The sequence below is a fragment of the Actinoplanes sp. NBC_00393 genome, assembly GCF_036053395.1.
Classification (GTDB): domain Bacteria; phylum Actinomycetota; class Actinomycetes; order Mycobacteriales; family Micromonosporaceae; genus Actinoplanes.
This window is the reverse complement of record NZ_CP107942.1, coordinates 1067518-1083583: the sequence shown is the minus strand read 5'-3', so window position 1 is coordinate 1083583 and position 16066 is coordinate 1067518. Positions and strand designations below refer to the sequence as shown.

At 70.5% G+C, this 16066-nt stretch carries 16 protein-coding genes and 4 tRNA genes; 7 read left to right on the top strand and 13 right to left on the bottom strand.

The window, feature by feature from the left end:
- Positions 1–23: 23 nt before the first annotated feature.
- Positions 24–1220, top strand: coding sequence for a sensor histidine kinase (locus tag OHA21_RS04805; RefSeq protein ID WP_328470539.1), 1197 nt, complete (start codon positions 24–26; stop codon positions 1218–1220).
- Positions 1221–1309: 89 nt separating this feature from the next.
- Entirely contained in the window at positions 1310–1915 is a 606-nt protein-coding gene (locus OHA21_RS04800; protein WP_328470537.1) for a response regulator transcription factor, read from the top strand.
- Here the strand turns inward: OHA21_RS04800 and OHA21_RS04795 are convergent.
- Entirely contained in the window at positions 1873–2283 is a 411-nt protein-coding gene (locus OHA21_RS04795) for a YunG family protein (protein ID WP_328470535.1), read from the bottom strand. The two genes, OHA21_RS04800 and OHA21_RS04795, sit on opposite strands and share 43 nt — an antisense overlap.
- Before the next feature lie 34 nt (positions 2284–2317).
- The gene (locus OHA21_RS04790) at positions 2318–2635 is read right to left on the bottom strand and encodes an STAS domain-containing protein (RefSeq protein ID WP_328470533.1); all 318 of its coding nucleotides are present in this window, start codon (positions 2633–2635) and stop codon (positions 2318–2320) included.
- 110 nt (positions 2636–2745) lie between these two features.
- On the opposite strand from OHA21_RS04790, the gene OHA21_RS04785 reads away from it, so the two are divergent.
- Complete coding sequence (locus OHA21_RS04785) at positions 2746–3903, top strand: RtcB family protein (RefSeq protein ID WP_328470531.1); 1158 nt, start codon at positions 2746–2748, stop codon at positions 3901–3903.
- Positions 3904–3905: 2 nt separating this feature from the next.
- Here OHA21_RS04785 and OHA21_RS04780 read toward each other — a convergent pair.
- The 5 genes from OHA21_RS04780 to OHA21_RS04760 all read right to left on the bottom strand — a co-directional run bounded on the left by OHA21_RS04780 (position 3906) and on the right by OHA21_RS04760 (position 5046).
- Positions 3906–3986, bottom strand: a tRNA-Tyr gene (locus tag OHA21_RS04780).
- Between the two features lie 263 nt (positions 3987–4249).
- Positions 4250–4325: transfer RNA gene (locus tag OHA21_RS04775), tRNA-Met, on the bottom strand.
- Positions 4325–4415, bottom strand: a tRNA-Ser gene (locus tag OHA21_RS04770). The genes OHA21_RS04775 and OHA21_RS04770 overlap by 1 nt, the downstream gene beginning before the upstream one ends.
- Before the next feature lie 11 nt (positions 4416–4426).
- Positions 4427–4500, bottom strand: a tRNA-Pro gene (locus OHA21_RS04765).
- A 189-nt stretch (positions 4501–4689) separates the two neighbouring features.
- The gene (locus OHA21_RS04760; RefSeq protein ID WP_328470529.1) at positions 4690–5046 is read right to left on the bottom strand and encodes a hypothetical protein; all 357 of its coding nucleotides are present in this window, start codon (positions 5044–5046) and stop codon (positions 4690–4692) included.
- Between the two features lie 218 nt (positions 5047–5264).
- Between OHA21_RS04760 and OHA21_RS04755 the strand changes: the two genes are divergently transcribed.
- Positions 5265–6413 (top strand): IS701 family transposase, encoded by a 1149-nt coding sequence (locus tag OHA21_RS04755; protein ID WP_442875155.1) that lies wholly within the window; start codon positions 5265–5267, stop codon positions 6411–6413.
- Between the two features lie 261 nt (positions 6414–6674).
- Here OHA21_RS04755 and OHA21_RS04750 read toward each other — a convergent pair whose 3' ends face one another.
- The 5 genes from OHA21_RS04750 to OHA21_RS04730 form a co-directional block, all read right to left on the bottom strand.
- Complete coding sequence (locus OHA21_RS04750; protein WP_328470527.1) at positions 6675–7061, bottom strand: response regulator; 387 nt, start codon at positions 7059–7061, stop codon at positions 6675–6677.
- A 179-nt stretch (positions 7062–7240) separates the two neighbouring features.
- Complete coding sequence (locus OHA21_RS04745) at positions 7241–8746, bottom strand: flotillin family protein (RefSeq protein ID WP_328470525.1); 1506 nt, start codon at positions 8744–8746, stop codon at positions 7241–7243.
- Positions 8747–9280, bottom strand: a complete 534-nt coding sequence (locus tag OHA21_RS04740) for an NfeD family protein (RefSeq protein ID WP_328470523.1) — start codon at positions 9278–9280, stop codon at positions 8747–8749.
- Positions 9281–9421: 141 nt separating this feature from the next.
- Positions 9422–10078 (bottom strand): hypothetical protein, encoded by a 657-nt coding sequence (locus OHA21_RS04735; protein ID WP_328470521.1) that lies wholly within the window; start codon positions 10076–10078, stop codon positions 9422–9424.
- A 6-nt stretch (positions 10079–10084) separates the two neighbouring features.
- Positions 10085–11260 (bottom strand): molybdopterin molybdotransferase MoeA, encoded by a 1176-nt coding sequence (locus OHA21_RS04730; protein WP_328470519.1) that lies wholly within the window; start codon positions 11258–11260, stop codon positions 10085–10087.
- A 295-nt stretch (positions 11261–11555) separates the two neighbouring features.
- Between OHA21_RS04730 and OHA21_RS04725 the strand changes: the two genes are divergently transcribed.
- From OHA21_RS04725 to OHA21_RS04715, 3 genes are all read left to right on the top strand, one after another.
- Positions 11556–12761: a serine/threonine protein kinase gene (locus tag OHA21_RS04725; RefSeq protein WP_328470517.1), complete on the top strand. Its 1206-nt coding sequence runs from the start codon at positions 11556–11558 to the stop codon at positions 12759–12761.
- A 439-nt stretch (positions 12762–13200) separates the two neighbouring features.
- Positions 13201–13539: an RNA polymerase-binding protein RbpA gene (locus tag OHA21_RS04720; RefSeq protein ID WP_014689763.1), complete on the top strand. Its 339-nt coding sequence runs from the start codon at positions 13201–13203 to the stop codon at positions 13537–13539.
- Positions 13540–13772: 233 nt separating this feature from the next.
- Positions 13773–15443 carry an ISAzo13 family transposase gene (locus OHA21_RS04715; RefSeq protein WP_442875064.1) on the top strand — a complete coding sequence of 557 codons (1671 nt, stop codon included), beginning with the start codon at positions 13773–13775 and terminating at the stop codon, positions 15441–15443.
- A gap of 104 nt (positions 15444–15547) precedes the next feature.
- On the opposite strand, the gene OHA21_RS04710 is transcribed toward OHA21_RS04715, so the two are convergent.
- Positions 15548–16054, bottom strand: a complete 507-nt coding sequence (locus tag OHA21_RS04710) for an FxsA family protein (protein WP_328470498.1) — start codon at positions 16052–16054, stop codon at positions 15548–15550.
- Between the last annotated feature and the right edge of the window lie 12 nt (positions 16055–16066).

Here is a 16066-nt window from a genome sequence, read left to right as displayed (position 1 = left end):
AATCGTCAGAGAGGCATTCAGCGATGTTGTCGAGTCGGAGCCGGGCCGCCCGGGTGGACTGGTACCTGCGCAGCTCGATGTACGTGCTCTATGCGGCGGTCCCGCTCGCGGTCGGTGGCGCGCTCGGCGGGGAACTCGCCGCGCACGACACGGAACTCGGCGCGCTCGCGCTGGTCTCCGCCGGCCTCGCGACCGCCCAGGCGATCGCGGGGGCGATGCTCCTGAGCGCCGCGATCGACCACCACCTGGGCCGCCGTCCCCGGCCCACCCGGCTGATCATCGTCGTCGTCGCGCTGAGCGTGCTCACCATCGCCTCCGGCTGGCCGGCGTACGCCGACAACGATGCCGACTACGCCTTCGTGGTGGTCGTCGTCATGACGTCGTTCCTGGCCGCGATCACCCCGATCGTGTCGATGACGACGGTGGTTTCGGCGACGTTGATCGGCTGGCTGCTGGCCGCCGGCCCGGCGATCCTGCGGGACTGGCACGAGTTCTTCCCGCAGCTCGGCCTGTTCCTCGTCGTGGCCGTGGCGATCTTCACCTGCCGCACCACAGTGTGGATGCTCGACATGGTGTGGCAGCTCGACGACGCGCAGCACGTCAAGGCCAATCTGGCGGTGGCCGAGGAACGGCTGCGCTTCGCCCGGGATCTGCACGACGTCGCCGGGCGCGCCCTGTCGGTGGTCGCCCTGAAGGCGGAGCTCGCCGCCAAGCTCGGCGAACGCGGCCGGCCCGAGGCCGTCGAGGAGATGCTGGAGGTACGCCGGATCGCCCAGGACTCCCTCGCCGAGTTGCGTGCCGTGGTCTCCGGGCTGCGGACCGCCCAGCTCGACGAGGAGCTGGCCGGCGCCCGCTCCCTGCTCGCCGCGGCCGGCATCACCTGCCGGGTGATCGGCGACGCCGTCGGGCTCGGCCCGCGCACCCAGACCGCGTTCGGCTGGGCGGTCCGCGAGGCCACCACCAACGTGCTGCGGCACAGCGAGGCCCGCGAGTGCACGATCGAGCTCGACCGGGCCGCGGACGGTACGGTGTCCCTGATCATGACGAACGACGGCGCGAGCGGCGGACGGATCCGCCACGGCAACGGCCTGACCGGCCTCACCGAGCGCATCGCCGACCTCGGCGGCACGGTCACCGCCGACCGGGAACAGCCCGACAGGTTCCGGGTCGAGGTACGCCTCCCGGCCACCGCCGACCGACCCGAGGTGGCCCACCAGTGAACCTTTCTCAACCTGGCGTCGGGCCGGAGACATCCGGGTCATCGAGTGGCGCCGGGCCGCACGGCCCTGGCCACGTTGAAAAAGGTTCAGTGATTCGCATTCTGCTCGCGGACGACGAGCACCTGATCCGCGGCGCGCTCGCAGCCCTGCTGGCCCTGGAGGAGGACCTCGTCGTGGTCGGGCAGGCCGCCACCGGCGCCGAGGCGATCGCCGCCGCCCGTGCCCTGCGCCCGGACGTCGCCGTCGTCGACCTGCAGATGCCGGACCTGGACGGCGTCGCGGTCGCGGCCCGGCTGCGCGACGAGGTGCCGGACTGCCGCACGATGATCGTCACCAGTCACGGCCGGCCCGGGCACCTGAAGCAGGCGCTCGCCGCCGGCGTACGCGGCTTCCTGCCGAAAACCGTCTCCGCCGACGACCTGGCCATGGTGGTGCGGACGGTGCACGGCGGCGGCCGGTACGTCGACCCGCAACTGGCCGCCGAGGCGATCAGCGCCGGTGACAGCCCGCTCACCGCACGCGAGGCGGACGTGTTGCAGCTCGCGGCGGAGGGTGCTCCGGTCGACGAGATCGCCCGGCGGGCGTCGCTCTCGCCGGGGACCGTGCGCAACTACCTCTCCTCAGCGGCCGGCAAGGTCGGCGCGGCCAACCGTCACGAGGCGGCGCGGATCGCCCGCAAGCACGGCTGGATCTGAGGGTCCGCGAGAACCCGGGCGCGTAGTAGCTCGTACTGATCGCGGCAACGCCGGGGTGTGCCCGGCGGCCGCTGCTGAACCGCGCCCCCGGTGATCACCTCGTCCGGGCGGAACTGGCCGGCGGTGAGGTCGACCTCGCGCCCGCCGGGCAGCCGGTTCCAGTAGTGGTACCCGGTCCGGACGCCGTCGACGTGCACCTCCCCCAGCACCAGTTCCCCACCGAACAGGTCGTGCACGACCAGAGCGGTCACCCCGCACTGGCCGCGGGCCGGGTTGTCCGGCCGCCAGTCCGGCAGGTCGTGCGGGTCGCAGGTGTCGGCGCCCCAGGCGGCGCGCAGGACGGTGGTCACCGTGTCGAGTTCGATCATGCCGATCAGGCTGCCGCCTCGACCGGGTCGAGGGTCAAGCGTCCTCTTTCACGAACCCGTCGTGCAGGTTCGTCACCTCCAGGACCATCCGCACGACGGGCCCGGGAGAACTCAGTCGCAACGTGGCGCCCTGGGCCTGCGCGGCACGGCGGGCCGCCACCAGCATGCCCAGCCCCGACGAGTCCAGGAACGTCACCGAACTCATGTCCACCTCCAGGTGGGCGCAGTCGCGGCGGTCGAGGACCTGCTGGAGTACCTGACGGAGCACGGCGGCGTTGTCGATGTCCACGTCGCCCTCCGGGATGACGACGATGGTGTCGCCGTTGCGCTCGATGGTGCAGTCGAACGACATGGACCTGCCCTCTTTCCTTCTTGATCGACGCGCGGCACGCGTACCCATCGAAGGCCACCGTGAAACCGGTTACCGGCGCCGATGTGCCTCCCCAATGGAAGGATCAGAGTATGCAACGGGTCAACGACCGCCTGGTCAACTGGGCCAGTCTCATCGAGGACGACACCCTGCGGCAGGCGGAGAAGGCGTCCCGGCTGCCGTTCATCCATCCGCACATCGCCCTGATGCCGGACGCCCACCTGGGCAAAGGCGCCACGGTCGGCTCGGTCATCCCGACGCTCGGCGCGCTCATCCCGGCTGCCGTCGGCGTCGACATCGGCTGCGGCATGGCGGCCGTACGCACCCGCTATCACCGCGACGACCTGCCGCCGAACCTCGGCCCGCTGCGCCTCGCGATCGAGAAGGCGGTGCCGCTGTCGGCGGGCGCCTACAACACCCGGCTCACCGACTCGGCCCGCGCCCGGGTCGGCCGGCTGAGCGAGTCGGCCGGCTTCGACCCCGGCCGGTACGCGAAGAACTGGCAGCTCCAGCTCGGCACCCTGGGCAGCGGCAACCACTTCATCGAGGTGTGCCACGACGAGAACGGCACGGTGTGGCTCTTCCTGCACTCCGGCTCGCGCGGTGTCGGCAACAAGATCGCCGGCCATCACATCCGGGTCGCCCAGGAGATCATGCTTCGGGACGGGATCAGCCTGCCGGACCGCGACCTGGCCTATCTGACCGAGGGCACCGACGAGTTCGCGGCGTACCTGCACGAGCTGCGCTGGGCGCAGAGCTTCGCGCTCGCCAATCGCGACGAGATGATGGACCGGGTGATCGCCTGCTTCGCCGATTTCGTCGGCGCGCCGGTCGAGGAGCTGGAACGGGTGCAGTGCCACCACAACTACACCGAGCAGGAGACCCACTACGGCAAGCAGGTGTGGCTGTCCCGCAAGGGCGCCATCAACGCCGCCGCCGGCGTGCCGGGCCTGATCCCCGGTTCGATGGGCGACGCCTCGTACGTGGTGGTCGGCAAGGGCAACGCGACCGCGCTGAACTCCGCACCGCACGGCGCCGGCCGCGCCTACTCCCGCTCCCGGGCCCGCAAGACGTTCACCCGGGAACAGTTGCGTGAGGCGATGAAGGGCATCGAATTCCGCGACACCGACGCCTTCCTGGACGAGATCCCGCAGGCGTACAAACCGATCGACGTGGTCATGCGCGATGCCGCCGACCTGGTCACGATCCGCCACACCCTGCGGCAGCTGGTCAACGTCAAAGGTGATTGACGTGCGAGTGGAGGGATTCGAACCCCCTCAGCGAAGCAACCGGTTTACAGCCGGTCCCGACTCTCCCGCGTCGGCGCACTCGCGTGGTGCCAGGCTCTCGCCTTTCTCGCCTGGCTTCGGCCTGGCTTTTCGTGTAGGCACCCAGCGGACCGTATAGGACGCCACCGCGATGACCAGGGCGCTATACGAATGCCTCGGCTCGTCGCGGCACCTTGATCACCCACCGAACCGTGTAGCGGCTGCTGACCCGGTGCTGGTCAAAAGCCTTGGCGCTCTGTCACTACACGATTTGGTGGGTGACTGTACGGTCCGCTGGGCGCCTACATTTCGCCGGCCGGTTACGCAGTGGCGGAGGCCGGATTCGAACCGGCGATTTCGGGTTTATGAGACCCGCGAGGACGACCGAACTCCTCTACTCCGCTGGCGGATGGGGTCGGGATCGAACCGACACGGGATTTCTCCCCAACGGTTTTCGAGACCGCGGCCGTCGCCTGCCCTCGGCTGGCCCATCCAGATGTGTTCGTCGGGTATGCAGGATTCGAACCTGCGGCCTCTCGGTCCCAAGCCGAGCGCGCTGCCAAGCTGCGCCAATACCCGCGTCGAGATACAGAAAAGCCGCCCGTTCCGATCCGGAAGGGCGGCGCGAAAATCGCTAGCTGAACCTGCTAGCAGCGCCACCGGCCGGGCTCATAAGACGGGTAGAACGACATGACCGGCCACTCCCTCCACTGCTTGCTGGATCAGTTGAGTTGAACCTATGCGCCGCCTCGATCAGGCGCAATGCAATTAACGGCCGGTTGCGGCGACCAGCCCACCGGCCACGATCCCCAGAATGACGATCATAAATCCGGCGACCAGGAGCGGGGTACGCAGCGGCCGGCCCACGAACAACCCGGCGCCCCCGACGAGAACCCCGAGCAAGGCGGCGCCCATCGGGAGGCCGGCGGCCAGGTTCTGCCCGGTCGTCGAACAGATCAGCTGCGGGTCACCGGATCCGCAGGCGTCACTGGCCATCACGAAGAGGACCCCCGCAACGAGGCCGGCGACGGCGAAGAGAACCAGCCCGCAGAACACCACGAAGGCGCCGAGGTTCCGCCGAGGGCTGCCGAACCGCTCCCTGGTGAACCACCCACCGGCCGTCATGCCCGCCGATGCTATCCACGCCGCACCAGATCCCGGCAACGCCGCCTGACTCGAACCCGGCTGGCTCCCACGGCTGCCTACAGGACCGGGAAACGACCCTCAGCGCCAGCCGAGCAACGCGGCTGGCTCCCACGGCTGCCTGCGGGACCCGGAAACGACCCTAATACTGCTACGGCGGATCACTACTTCGAGTAGTTCTGGATCGTTTGCCGGACGTGGTGACGGTTGAGCAGGTTCAGGGTTGGGATGAGGCGTTCCAGGAGTTCTTCCTGGAGTTCTCGCACCATTTCGGCCGGGTGGAGACCCGCTGGCAGGCACGGAAGTACTTGCGCGGATTGATGGCTCCGATCGAACGGCGTAACAGCTGGACCCTCGCCGAGCATGCCGGTGATGCCACCCCGGACTCGATGCAAGCGCTGCTGTGCAGCCCGTGTTTCGACCGGGACGCGGTCCGTGACGCTGTCCGGGCCCGGATCGTCGCGGAGCTCGGCGATCCGGGTGGAGTGCTGGTCGCTGACGAGACCGGGTTCATCAAGAAGGGCAAACACTCCGCCGGGGTCCAACGGCAGTACACCGGGACCACCGGCAAGGTCGACAACTGCCAGATCGGGGTTTTCCTCGCCTATCACGCCCCGGCCGGGCAGGCGTTGATCGACCGGGAGCTGTATCTGCCGGCATCGTGGACCGACGACCGAGACCGGTGCCGCAAGGCGAACATCGGCGACGAGGTCGCGTTCGCGACCAAACCACAGCAGGCGAAAACCATGCTGGAACGCGCCGTCGACGCCGGGACGCCGTTCGCCTGGTTCACCGCCGACGAGGCCTACGGCCAGAACCGGGGTCTGCGCGACTGGTGCGAAGAACAAGACATCCACTACGTGATGGCCACCCGCAAAGATCATGAGGTGCCTGCCGGACTGCACACCACCACCCGCGTCGACGCCCTCATCAGCCGAATCCGGGCCGGGGCATGGCGGCGGATCTCCTGCGGCGACGGCGCCCATGGGCCGCGGGTCTACGACTGGGTGTCCACCCCGATCCGTGCTGAGTTCCCGCACGGCCGCCGCGGCTGGGTTCTCGCCCGCCGCAACATCAACACCGGCGAGCTGGCCTACTACGTGTGCTTCGGCCCGCGCGGTACCCGGCTACGGACTCTCGTTCGCACGGCGGGCTCACGGTGGGCGGTCGAGGAGGGCTTCCAGACCACCAAGAACGAGGTCGGCCTGGACCAGTACCAGGCCCGCCGCTACGACGGCTGGTATGCCCACATCACCCTGGCCATGGCCGCCGCCGCGTTCCTCATCGTCACCCGCACCACCGAGAACGCCGCCAGCAAACACCCGCCGACGATGACGAGGACGGCCTGATCCCGCTGACCGTCAACGAGATCAGACGCCTGTTCGCCGCTCTCGTCCTGGCTGTCCAGCACCCCGCCGCACACATACTGGCCTGGTCCAACTTCCGCCGCCGCTGCCTGCAGCGAGCCCGCAACTCCCACTACCGCAAACGACTCAGCACGCTCGGAAGCTACGAACCCCCGTAGCAGTACTAAGAGCCAGCCGGGCATTTCAGCCGTTTCAGTGCGCGGGAGTTGGCGCCGAGGGACTACTTGCCGGGCAGAGACCTTTTCAGCGATCGGGCAGCAGCATGCGCAGCAGTGAGATCAGTTCGCCCGGGTGGACCGGCTTGTCGAGGTATTCGACGGCGCCCGAAGCGAAGGCCGACGCGATCTCCGTCTTCGTCGCCCGCCCGCTCATCATGACCACCGGCATCGCGGCGGTCGCAGCATCAGCGCGGATCCGCTCGCAGACGCTGACGCCGTCCAGGCCCGGCATCACCATGTCCAGGATGACCAGGTCGGGCCGGGTATCAGTGAAGATCCGCAATGCTTCCGGGCCGTCGGTCGCGGTGACGGCCCGGTAGCCGGCCCGCTGCAGCAGGAAGGCGATCAGCTCCCGGACGCCCTCGTCGTCGTCGACGACCAGGACCGTGGCGGTGCGGGTCTTCACGGCCATGTGGCGGGACTCCCTGGGGTCAGGCGGTGCGGGTCGGCTTGCCGGAGCAATCGGCCCGCCGGCGGCTGACGCCAGCACTATCCCGGTAGCGAGCAGGGAGCGGGCCGGCCACGCCACACGCGGACCAGCCCGGCACGGGGCCGGCCCACCACACGCGGGCCGGCCCGGCGAAAGAACGGCTACTCGATCTCGCGGCCGTTCGCCTCGCTGGTGCCCCGCACCCCGGCGGCGCCGAGCTTGGCGAGCAGGCCGGTCAGGTCGACGCCGGTCAGGTCGCTGCCGAGCTGCAGGCCCTGGGCCACGTTGTTGGCGACCGACTTGGTCAGCGACGAAGCGCCGTCCGTCGAGATTACCGTCATCTTGTCGATCGCACCCATCGGCGCGCTGGCCGCCTCGACGACCTGCGGCAGCACCTTCACCAGCAGGTCGAGAACGGCCGCTTCACCGTACGCCGCGAATGCCTCGGCCTTGCGCGCCATCGCCTCGGCCTCCGCCTGCCCACGGGCCAGGATGGCCGCGGCCTCGGCCGCGCCCTCACGCTCGATCGCGTCGGCGATCGCGGTACGCCGGCGCTGCTCCGCCTCACCATCCTTGGCACCCTCGATGGCGTGCGCCTCGGCGAGCGCGGCCCGGCGGGCCCGCTCACCCTCACCGGTGAGCCGCGCCTGCTCCGCTGACGCCTGAGCGGCCGCGATGGTGGCCTGCCGCTGCGCGTCGGCGCCGATGACCGACGCGTTGCGGGCCGCCTCGGCCTCCTGCTCGACCTTGTACCGCGCCGCGTCGGCCGGCTTGCGCACCTCGGTGTCGAGCTGGCGCTGCTTGAGCTCGGCGTTCTGCTCGGCGACCTTCTGCTGTTCGGCGAGGATCGCCTGGTCCCGCTCCGCCTGGGCGAGCGGGCCGGCGGCCGCCGACTTGGCCTTGGCGGCGTCGATCTCGGCAGCGATGGAGGCCTGCTTGAGGTTCAGGTTGCGCTGCGCCTCGGCGATGGCCTCCTCGGCGAGCAGCCGCTCCTGCTCGGCGGCCTGCCGGGCGCGGGCCTCGGCGATCGCCGCGTCCTTGAGCACGCGGGCGGCCTCGGGCCGGCCCAGGTCCTGCAGGTACGACCCTTCGGCCAGGATGTCCTGCAGCTGGAACGTGTCGAGCACCAGACCCTGGTTGGTCATCGAGTGCTCGGCCTCCTCGGCGACCGCGCTGGCGAACGCCGCCCGGTCCCGGATGATCTCCTCGACGGTCAGCCGGCCGACGATCGAGCGCAGCGCGCCGGCGAGCACCTCACGGGTGAAGTCCTCGATCTCGGCCTGCTGGTGCAGGAACCGCTGGGCGGCGGCGCGGATCGCGTCCTCGGTGCCGCCGACCTTGACGATGGCGACGCCGTGCAGCTCGGCGCGGATGCCCTGCTTCGACACCGCGCCCTTGATGCTGACGTCGATGCGGCGGCTGGACAGGTCGAGGGACTGGAGACGCTGCACGACCGGCATGACGAACACCGAGGCGCCCATCACGACCTTCTGACCGGACAGGTCGGTGCTGCTGGTGCCGTCCGCCGACTGCGTCACCCGGCCCTTGCGCCCGGTGATGATGAACGCCTCGTTCGGCCCGGCCACCTTGATCCGGGAGAGCACGAACAGCACGAGCAGGATGATCAGCAGCAACGCGCCGCCGATCGCGATCAGCAGTGGTGACATTTATGCCCTTCCGGGGGTTGGCGTCGCCTCGACGACGACGGAGGTGTCGGTGGGTGCTTCCACCACGAAGATCTGGGTGCCGGCCGGCAGGGCCTGGTCGGCGCGGGCGTTGAGTTTCACCGGCTGCCCGCCGAGCCGGATCCGCACCTCGCCGTAGCCGCTGCCGGCGGGCACCGGCGTGACCACCACGCCGAGCGTGCCGACGAGGTGCTGCCGGGTGGGGGTGGCGTCGGTCGGCATGTCGCGGGCCGCGCGGGACAGCTTCAGCGCGAGCCAGGCGGCAATCACCGCGGCCACGGCGGCCACCGCCGCGGAGGCGGCGATCAATCCGGGGGTACGCGCATCGAGCAGCTCCGAGGTGATCGCGCCGGCGAACCCGAACGCGCCCAGGAATCCGGCGATCGCCTCGAGAGAGACCAGCCCGTCCGCGCTGATGTTGCCGATGTGCGCCAGTTCCCCGCCGAGCAGAGCGAACGCCAGTAGCGCGATCCCCACCCCGCCGATCACCAGGAACACCACGGTCGCCACCGTCACCCGCGCCCCTCCCCCTCGCTGCCGGGCCCACAGGGTATGGCAGGCCCGCCACCTGCACCAAGCCGGATCGGCCCACATTTTGCGAGATTTCGGGCAGGTCCGCACCGTTGTCCGGGCACCGTCGGATAACCGACATGATCATCAATCCAAAAGATCAAGTTCGAGCATCCGTACGGCGAGCAGCGCCCGCCGCACCGCACGATCCAGAACGTCCGGATCCAGGAACAGTCCGTCCTGCGGCTCAATGGTGAAAAGCTCGCCCTCGCGTACGGTCCACGGCGGGATCCGGCCGTCCAGAAAAGCCTGCCGCACCTCGGGTTCGGTCTGCCGCGGCCAGTCCCCGACGAACCGGTACGGCAACCGCACCGCCATGTCCGGCACCGCCCGCGGCAGCCGGACCACCACGAACGCGCCCTTGCCGTGCCGCGGCAGAACGGCGCCGGACAGCGCGCCGCCCGTCCACCGGATCTCGCCGGTGGTCACCGCAAATCCGTCCACGTCCCGCGTCCAGGCCCGCTCCACCCGCACCTCGCCGTGGAGCTGCAGCCCCTGCCAGGGCCAGAGCCGGTCGTCGCGCGCGACGGCAGTCCAGCCGGCGGACGCTGCCCACGCCTGAGCGCGGCGGCGCAGCAGTTCCCGTTGTCCCAGCACCGTCAGTCCCGCGCCCAGGACGACGGTGAGCAGCAGCAGAACGGCCCACCCGGGAAACCACTCACCCAGAATCCGGGCCGCGACGGCCAGGATCGTGGCCACGGCGAGGCCGGCCGTGGCGAAGGTGGGAGAGCGCTTCGTCCGCATCGACGATCATGGTAGGGCGAGCGTCACCGCCGCGTCGCCGTCGATCCAGCCGGCGGGCAGCACGGCGAGCGCGTCCGCCGCCGCGGCAGCACGCAGACCGGCGGCGCCGCTGCCTCCGACGATGCGGCCGTCCCACAGCACCGGTACGACGCGTACGCCGTCCCGCATCAACCGGGCCGCCCCGGTCACCGGCCGTCGCGGCAGCGGCCCGGTGACTCGCCCGCCGAGCGTGTGCAGCAGCGGTTCGAGCAGCGTGAGCGCCGCGACCAGCCCGGCGTACGGGTTCCCGGGCAGGCTGACCACCCACCGCCCGTCCGGAAGCTCGGCGAGGCCCTGCGGATGTCCCGGCCGGCAGGCGACACCCCGCACGTGCCAGGTGGCCCGCCGCTCTTCAAGCACGGCGTGCAGGTGGTCGGCGGCCCCGCGCGACGACGAGCCGCTCACCACGATGACATCGGTCCCCGCGTCGAGCGCGTCACGCAGAAGTGCCGCGTCGTCCCGCAGGTGGCGACGCTCCGTCAGCTCTCCACCGGCCCGCGAGGTCACCGCGCCGACCAGCCCGGTGAACGAATCCCGCACCTGCCCCGGCCCCGGCAGACCCGCGGTGATCACCTCGTCCCCGGTGACCAGCAGTGTCACCGTCGGCCGCCGGTACGCGAGAACCTGCTCGACCCCGGCCTGCACCGCCGCAGCCGCAACTGTGGCGGTCACCGTTCTCCCGGCCGGCACAACCAGATCCCCGGCCGGCCCGTCCTCACCCACCCGCCGAATGTGGCTGCGCGGGCCGAGCCTGCCGGTGACGATCGCTCCTTCTCGCCGGCAGTCCTCGTACGGCAGCACCGCCTCGGCCCCGTCCGGAACCGGCGCCCCGGTGCCGATCTCGACCCCCGTCCCGGCCGCCAACTCCCCCGGACCGGCGGCGCCGGCGAGAACCCGGCCGATCACGGTCCACGGACCAGGGCCGGCCACGGCGTAGCCGTCCATGGCCGCGCAGTCGAAGGCCGGCACCGGCACCGCGGCACAGACCGGTTCGGCGAGGACCCGGCCGAGCGCCGAGTTCACCTCGGCCGGTTCGGCGGGCAGCGGGCGCGGCGTGTCCCGGGCCAGGTCGTAGGCCCGGGACCAGGCCATGCCGACCGGATGCCGATGCGACGCGGCCGCGCCGAGGGTGAAGGACTGCACGCGACCAGTAGACGCCACCGCGATGTCAGCCGCGCGACGGGCACCTCACAGCCGGCGCCGCTGCTCAACCGCGCCGAACTCCGCCAGGCCCACCTCTCCGGCGAGATCCCGCCGTGGACGGCCCGCGGCGACGAGCTCTTCACCATCCAGCAGGTCGACGGCCACATCGGTCCCGGCGCGATGAGGACGCTGTCCGGCGTACCGTGCAAATCGCCCACCTGCTCAGCTTGCGCTGATCACGCTCCGGTGTGGTTGCCGGGCGCGCGCCGCCCGCGCGCCTAGGGTTGATCCCGCTATGACTGCACCGGAGACCGACACCGAGACCCGCCCCTGCGCGCACTGCGGCCGCCCCGTGCCGCAGCGCGCCTCCGCCGGGCGGCCGTTCCGCTACTGCCGCGACAACGACGGCGAATGCCAGCGGGCCTCCCGCAACGTGCGGATGCGGCACCGCTCCTCCCCCGGCCTGGCCGGCTCGGTAGCCCGCACCTGGGAGGTCGTCGACCGCCTGGACACCCTGGTGGGCACGCTGACCGAAGCGTTGCACTCGGAGATGTCCCCGGCGGGCGTGGAGCGTCAGGTCGCCGAGGTGCGCGCCGAGACGTCCCGGCAGGTAGCGGCCGCGCACGCCGAGCGGGACGACGCCCGCCGCGACGCCGAGCAGGCCGCCACCGCGACCGCCGCGGCCCAGCAGATCGCCGCCGCGGCAACCGCGGAACGCGACGAGGCACGGCACCGGGCCGCCGACGCGGAACGGGCCGCCGAGGAGGCCGGCAAGCGCGCCCAGGAGGCCGCAGCGGCGCGGGACGAGGCAGTGCGCACGGCAACCGCGGCCGCCGCGCTACGCGAACGAGCCGAGACCGAACGCGATGCCGCGGCCGACGAACTCGAGACGACGCGCCGCGACCTCCAGGAGACCCGCGGCCAGCGCGACACCGCGGAACGCGATCTGGCCACCGCGCTCAAGGAAGCTACAGATTTCCGGCGTACGGCCGAAGCGGCGCAAAAACGCTCTCAAGCGGAGATTGCCGACCTCAAGGCCTCGGCGTCCCAGGCGCGAACCGAAGCCGAGCAAGCCGTCAAGCGCGCGGACGTCGCGGCTCAGGAGCGGGACGAGGCCTCTGCTCAGGCGCAACAGGCGCGCGCGGAGGCGTCCGCCGTCCGTGCGGAACTCGCCGCGGCCCTGACCTCGCAGGACGACCTCCGCCGAACCGTCGAGGAGCTCAAGCGTTCCGCCTCGGATCACGCCGATCTGGAGCGCCGCCTCGCTGCTGCCCGGTCCGAGGCCGACACCGCCCACGAGCGGGTCGCCCAGCTGACCTCGCAGGTCAGCGACCTCGCGTCGGCCCTGGCCTCCCTCGGCGCGGCGCACCCACCCGCGCCTTCCCAGTCGGCCGCGCCTTCCCAGTCGGCCGCGCCGGCTCAGTCGGCCGCGCCGGCTCAGGCGGCCGCGCCGGCTCAGTCGGCCGCGCCGGCTCAGTCGGTGCCGTCCGGCGGGAGCTGATCTCCTGCGCCGACCGCATCACAGCGTCCGACTATCGACAGGGCGAGATTTATCACGTAAGGCTGCGGCGCAGATCGGGACAAGATCGCCCAATTGCCGGCGGGCCTGCTACCAGATCGCTACCGGGGGCCGACCGCCTGCTAACCAAAGGGTGAGTTAATTACCGGTGAATCAGAGTGAGTGACCGACATCGCACCACCCGCACAAGTGGCAAATGACCATAAAGTGGACCAAGGTCCACTCGGAAGCCGGTTCAATTTGCCGGGTAACGGGTGTGGCCGGTTACGCTCATAGCGTTAACACCGCCGATACCGGCGGTATCTGACAGGCACCGACAGACTTTGGCGGCCCGGTTCTCATCGCTGATGGCAGGAATCCAGCGGCCGCCCCTTTCGTTACACCAACGAGAGCAGCACCACGAGCGAGGGGAAAGCCGATCATGGGCGAACGCATGCTGCGCGGCAGCCGTCTAGGCGCAGTCAGCTACGAGTCCGACCGTAACACCGAGCTTGCGCCCCGACAGACCCGTGAGTACCTCTGCGTCAAGGGTCACCAGTTCGAGGTCCCGTTCGCTGTCGACGCCGAGGTGCCCACCACCTGGGAGTGCAAGTTCGACGGCAGCGTGGCCCGTCTGGTCGACGGCAGCGAGCCGGAGCAGAAGAAGGCGAAGCCGCCGCGCACCCACTGGGACATGCTGCTCGAGCGGCGTTCGATCGCCGAGCTCGAGGACATCCTCAACGAGCGGCTCCAGGAGGTCCGCACCCGCCGCGGCCGCTGAGCACTGATCGAAAGGGCCGCCCCGGCACTCCGGGGCGGCCCTTTCGCATATCCACTGTCCAGGCTGCGCCCATGGCTACCAGCCGCCGTCCACGCACCCCACAGGCGGCCCCATAACCAGCCCCAGCGGCGGCCGGTCCGGCTCAGCCGCCGCCCACGCACCAAACCACTAGCCCATAAGGGCTCGTCGAAGAACAAGCCGTTGCTTGGCGGATTTCGATGCGTTGATCTGTTATGGCGGTATCGGAGGAGGAACGGGGCAGGCTGGCAGCGAAGTTTGAGGTGATCTTGCCGCATCTGGACGAGCGGCAACGCCGGTTGCTGCTGGGTGCTGAGGCTCGGGTGCTGGGGCATGGCGGGATCCGGGCGGTAGCGCGAGCTGCCGGGGTCCGGGAGGGCACGGTGGCTGCGGGCGTCGATGAGTTGGAGGCCGGGGTGGCGCCGCTGGGCCGGGTCCGCCGTGCCGGTGGCGGCCGGAAGCCGGTGACCGAACATGATCCCGCTCTGATGCCGGCGTTGTTGGGGCTGGTCGAGCCGGACGAGCGGGGGGACCCGATGTCGCCGCTGCGATGGACGACGAAGTCGTTGCGCCACCTTGCGCAGGAACTGGCCGGGCGGGGTCATAAGGCCGGGCCGGACACGATCGCTGCTCTGCTGCACGGTGAGGGATTCAGCCTTCAGGGCAATGCCAAGACTCTGGAAGGCAGACGCCATCCCGACCGCGACGCCCAGTTCGGCTACATCAACGAGCAGGTCAAGGATTATCTGTCCAGCGGTGACCCGGTCGTCAGCGTCGATACGAAGAAGAAGGAACTCGTCGGCGCGTTCGCGAACAAGGGCCGCGAGTGGCGGCCTGCCGGTGAGCCGGCCGTAGTCCGCACCCACGACTTCGCCGATCCGCAGCTGGGACAGGTGATCCCCTACGGGGTCTACGACCTGGCCGCCGACACCGGCTGGGTCGCCGTCGGCACCGACCACAACACCGCCGCGTTCGCCGTCGCCACTCTGCGCCGCTGGTGGGACGGCTACGGCCGTGACCGCTACCCGAACGCCGGACGGCTCTTGATCACCGCGGACGCCGGCGGATCCAACGGCTACCGCACTCGCGCCTGGAAAACGGATCTGGCCGCTCTCGCCGCCGAAATCGGGCTACCGATCACCGTCTGCCACTTCCCGCCCGGCACCAGTAAATGGAACCGTATCGAGCATCGCTTGTTCGCCCACATCTCGATGAACTGGCGGGCACGACCCCTGACCAGCCACGAGACCATCGTCCACACGATCGCCGCGACCACCACCAGCAGCGGGCTGCGCGTGCACGCCGAACTCGACACCGGCCACTACCCGACCGGCGTCGTCATCACCGACGAGCAGATGAGCACCCTGGCCATCGACCGTCACGACTGGCACGGCGACTGGAACTACACCCTGCGCCCCGACCCGGCCACACCCGCCGGCGAACCCGCGACAGCCCTACCACCGCTGCATCACCTGGCCGCGCTGGTGCACCCGGCCATCACCGGCATGCCCGACAGCGCATGGAACGACCTGATCAACCGGCTCACCGTTCCCCATCAAGCCCAACACGAAGCGTTCCTGCACAACCTGCGCGGCCACGCCCGGCCCCGCGGCGGCGGCCGCAAGATCCGCGTCACCCTCAGCCACCAACTACTGGCCACCTTGCTCCACGACCGCTACCAACTGCCCCGCAAGGTCATCGCCGATCTGTTCGGCGTCGCCGGCACCACCATCAACGTCGCCATCCGCAACACCCGCACCCTGCTCACCCAAATCCAGCACCCCATCGAACCCAGCAACATCCGCCTCACCAACCACACCGACCTCGCCGCTCACACCCGCGCCGCCGGATTCACCGCACCCGCCTTGATCAAAACAGCGAGTTAAAAATCGACGAGCCCTAACCAGCCTGAGCGACGGCTGGTTGAACTCAGCCGCCGCTCAGGCGTGGTTGGGAGCGCACCGCCGCGGGTCGGCGGGGTGTGAGGTGGTCAGCGGACGATTTCGCCCTCGATGGCGCCGGCCGGCGGGCGGGGGTCGTCGTCGCGGACGACGACGGTGACCGGGTCGCCGCTGTGGACGCGGACCTTGCGGGGGCCGAACAGGTCGCTGGTGACCGCGCCGCCGAGGTTGCGCTGGGTGAAGCGTTCGACGCCGCGGCGGGCCAGGCGGCGGCCGGGCGGCAGCAGCAGGAACAGGCCGGCCACGCCGGTCAGGAAGCCGGGGATGGCCAGCAGGAGGGCGCCGCCCAGGCCGACCAGCGAGTTCGTCACCTCGGCGCCGGGCGGGCGGCCGGCGCGGGCCGCGTCCTGGAAGGCGTGCCAGCCGCGGATGCCTTCGCGGCGCAGCAGGGCGAAACCGGCGATGCTGCAGACGATCGCCAGCAGCAGCGCCCAGCCGGTGCCGATGGCGTTGGCCACCAGCAGGAACGTCATGATCTCCGCGAACGCCAGCAGCGGAAATGCGATCGGTAGGTAGGCCAGTCTGCTTCGCCGCATTGCTCGTCCTCC

What these genes read in the sequence shown, in the direction of transcription:
- OHA21_RS04710 (WP_328470498.1), bottom strand. Translation starts at nt 16,054, where the DNA reads ATGCGGCGAAGCAGACTGGCCTACCTACCGATCGCATTTCCGCTGCTG.
- OHA21_RS04720 (WP_014689763.1), top strand. Translation starts at nt 13,201, where the DNA reads ATGGGCGAACGCATGCTGCGCGGCAGCCGTCTAGGCGCAGTCAGCTAC.
- OHA21_RS04725 (WP_328470517.1), top strand. Translation starts at nt 11,556, where the DNA reads ATGACTGCACCGGAGACCGACACCGAGACCCGCCCCTGCGCGCACTGC.
- OHA21_RS04795 (WP_328470535.1), bottom strand. Translation starts at nt 2,283, where the DNA reads ATGATCGAACTCGACACGGTGACCACCGTCCTGCGCGCCGCCTGGGGC.
- OHA21_RS04735 (WP_328470521.1), bottom strand. Translation starts at nt 10,078, where the DNA reads ATGCGGACGAAGCGCTCTCCCACCTTCGCCACGGCCGGCCTCGCCGTG.
- OHA21_RS04715 (WP_442875064.1), top strand. Translation starts at nt 13,773, where the DNA reads ATGGCGGTATCGGAGGAGGAACGGGGCAGGCTGGCAGCGAAGTTTGAG.
- OHA21_RS04750 (WP_328470527.1), bottom strand. Translation starts at nt 7,061, where the DNA reads ATGGCCGTGAAGACCCGCACCGCCACGGTCCTGGTCGTCGACGACGAC.
- OHA21_RS04745 (WP_328470525.1), bottom strand. Translation starts at nt 8,746, where the DNA reads ATGTCACCACTGCTGATCGCGATCGGCGGCGCGTTGCTGCTGATCATC.
- OHA21_RS04790 (WP_328470533.1), bottom strand. Translation starts at nt 2,635, where the DNA reads ATGTCGTTCGACTGCACCATCGAGCGCAACGGCGACACCATCGTCGTC.
- OHA21_RS04785 (WP_328470531.1), top strand. Translation starts at nt 2,746, where the DNA reads ATGCAACGGGTCAACGACCGCCTGGTCAACTGGGCCAGTCTCATCGAG.
- OHA21_RS04760 (WP_328470529.1), bottom strand. Translation starts at nt 5,046, where the DNA reads ATGACGGCCGGTGGGTGGTTCACCAGGGAGCGGTTCGGCAGCCCTCGG.
- OHA21_RS04805 (WP_328470539.1), top strand. Translation starts at nt 24, where the DNA reads ATGTTGTCGAGTCGGAGCCGGGCCGCCCGGGTGGACTGGTACCTGCGC.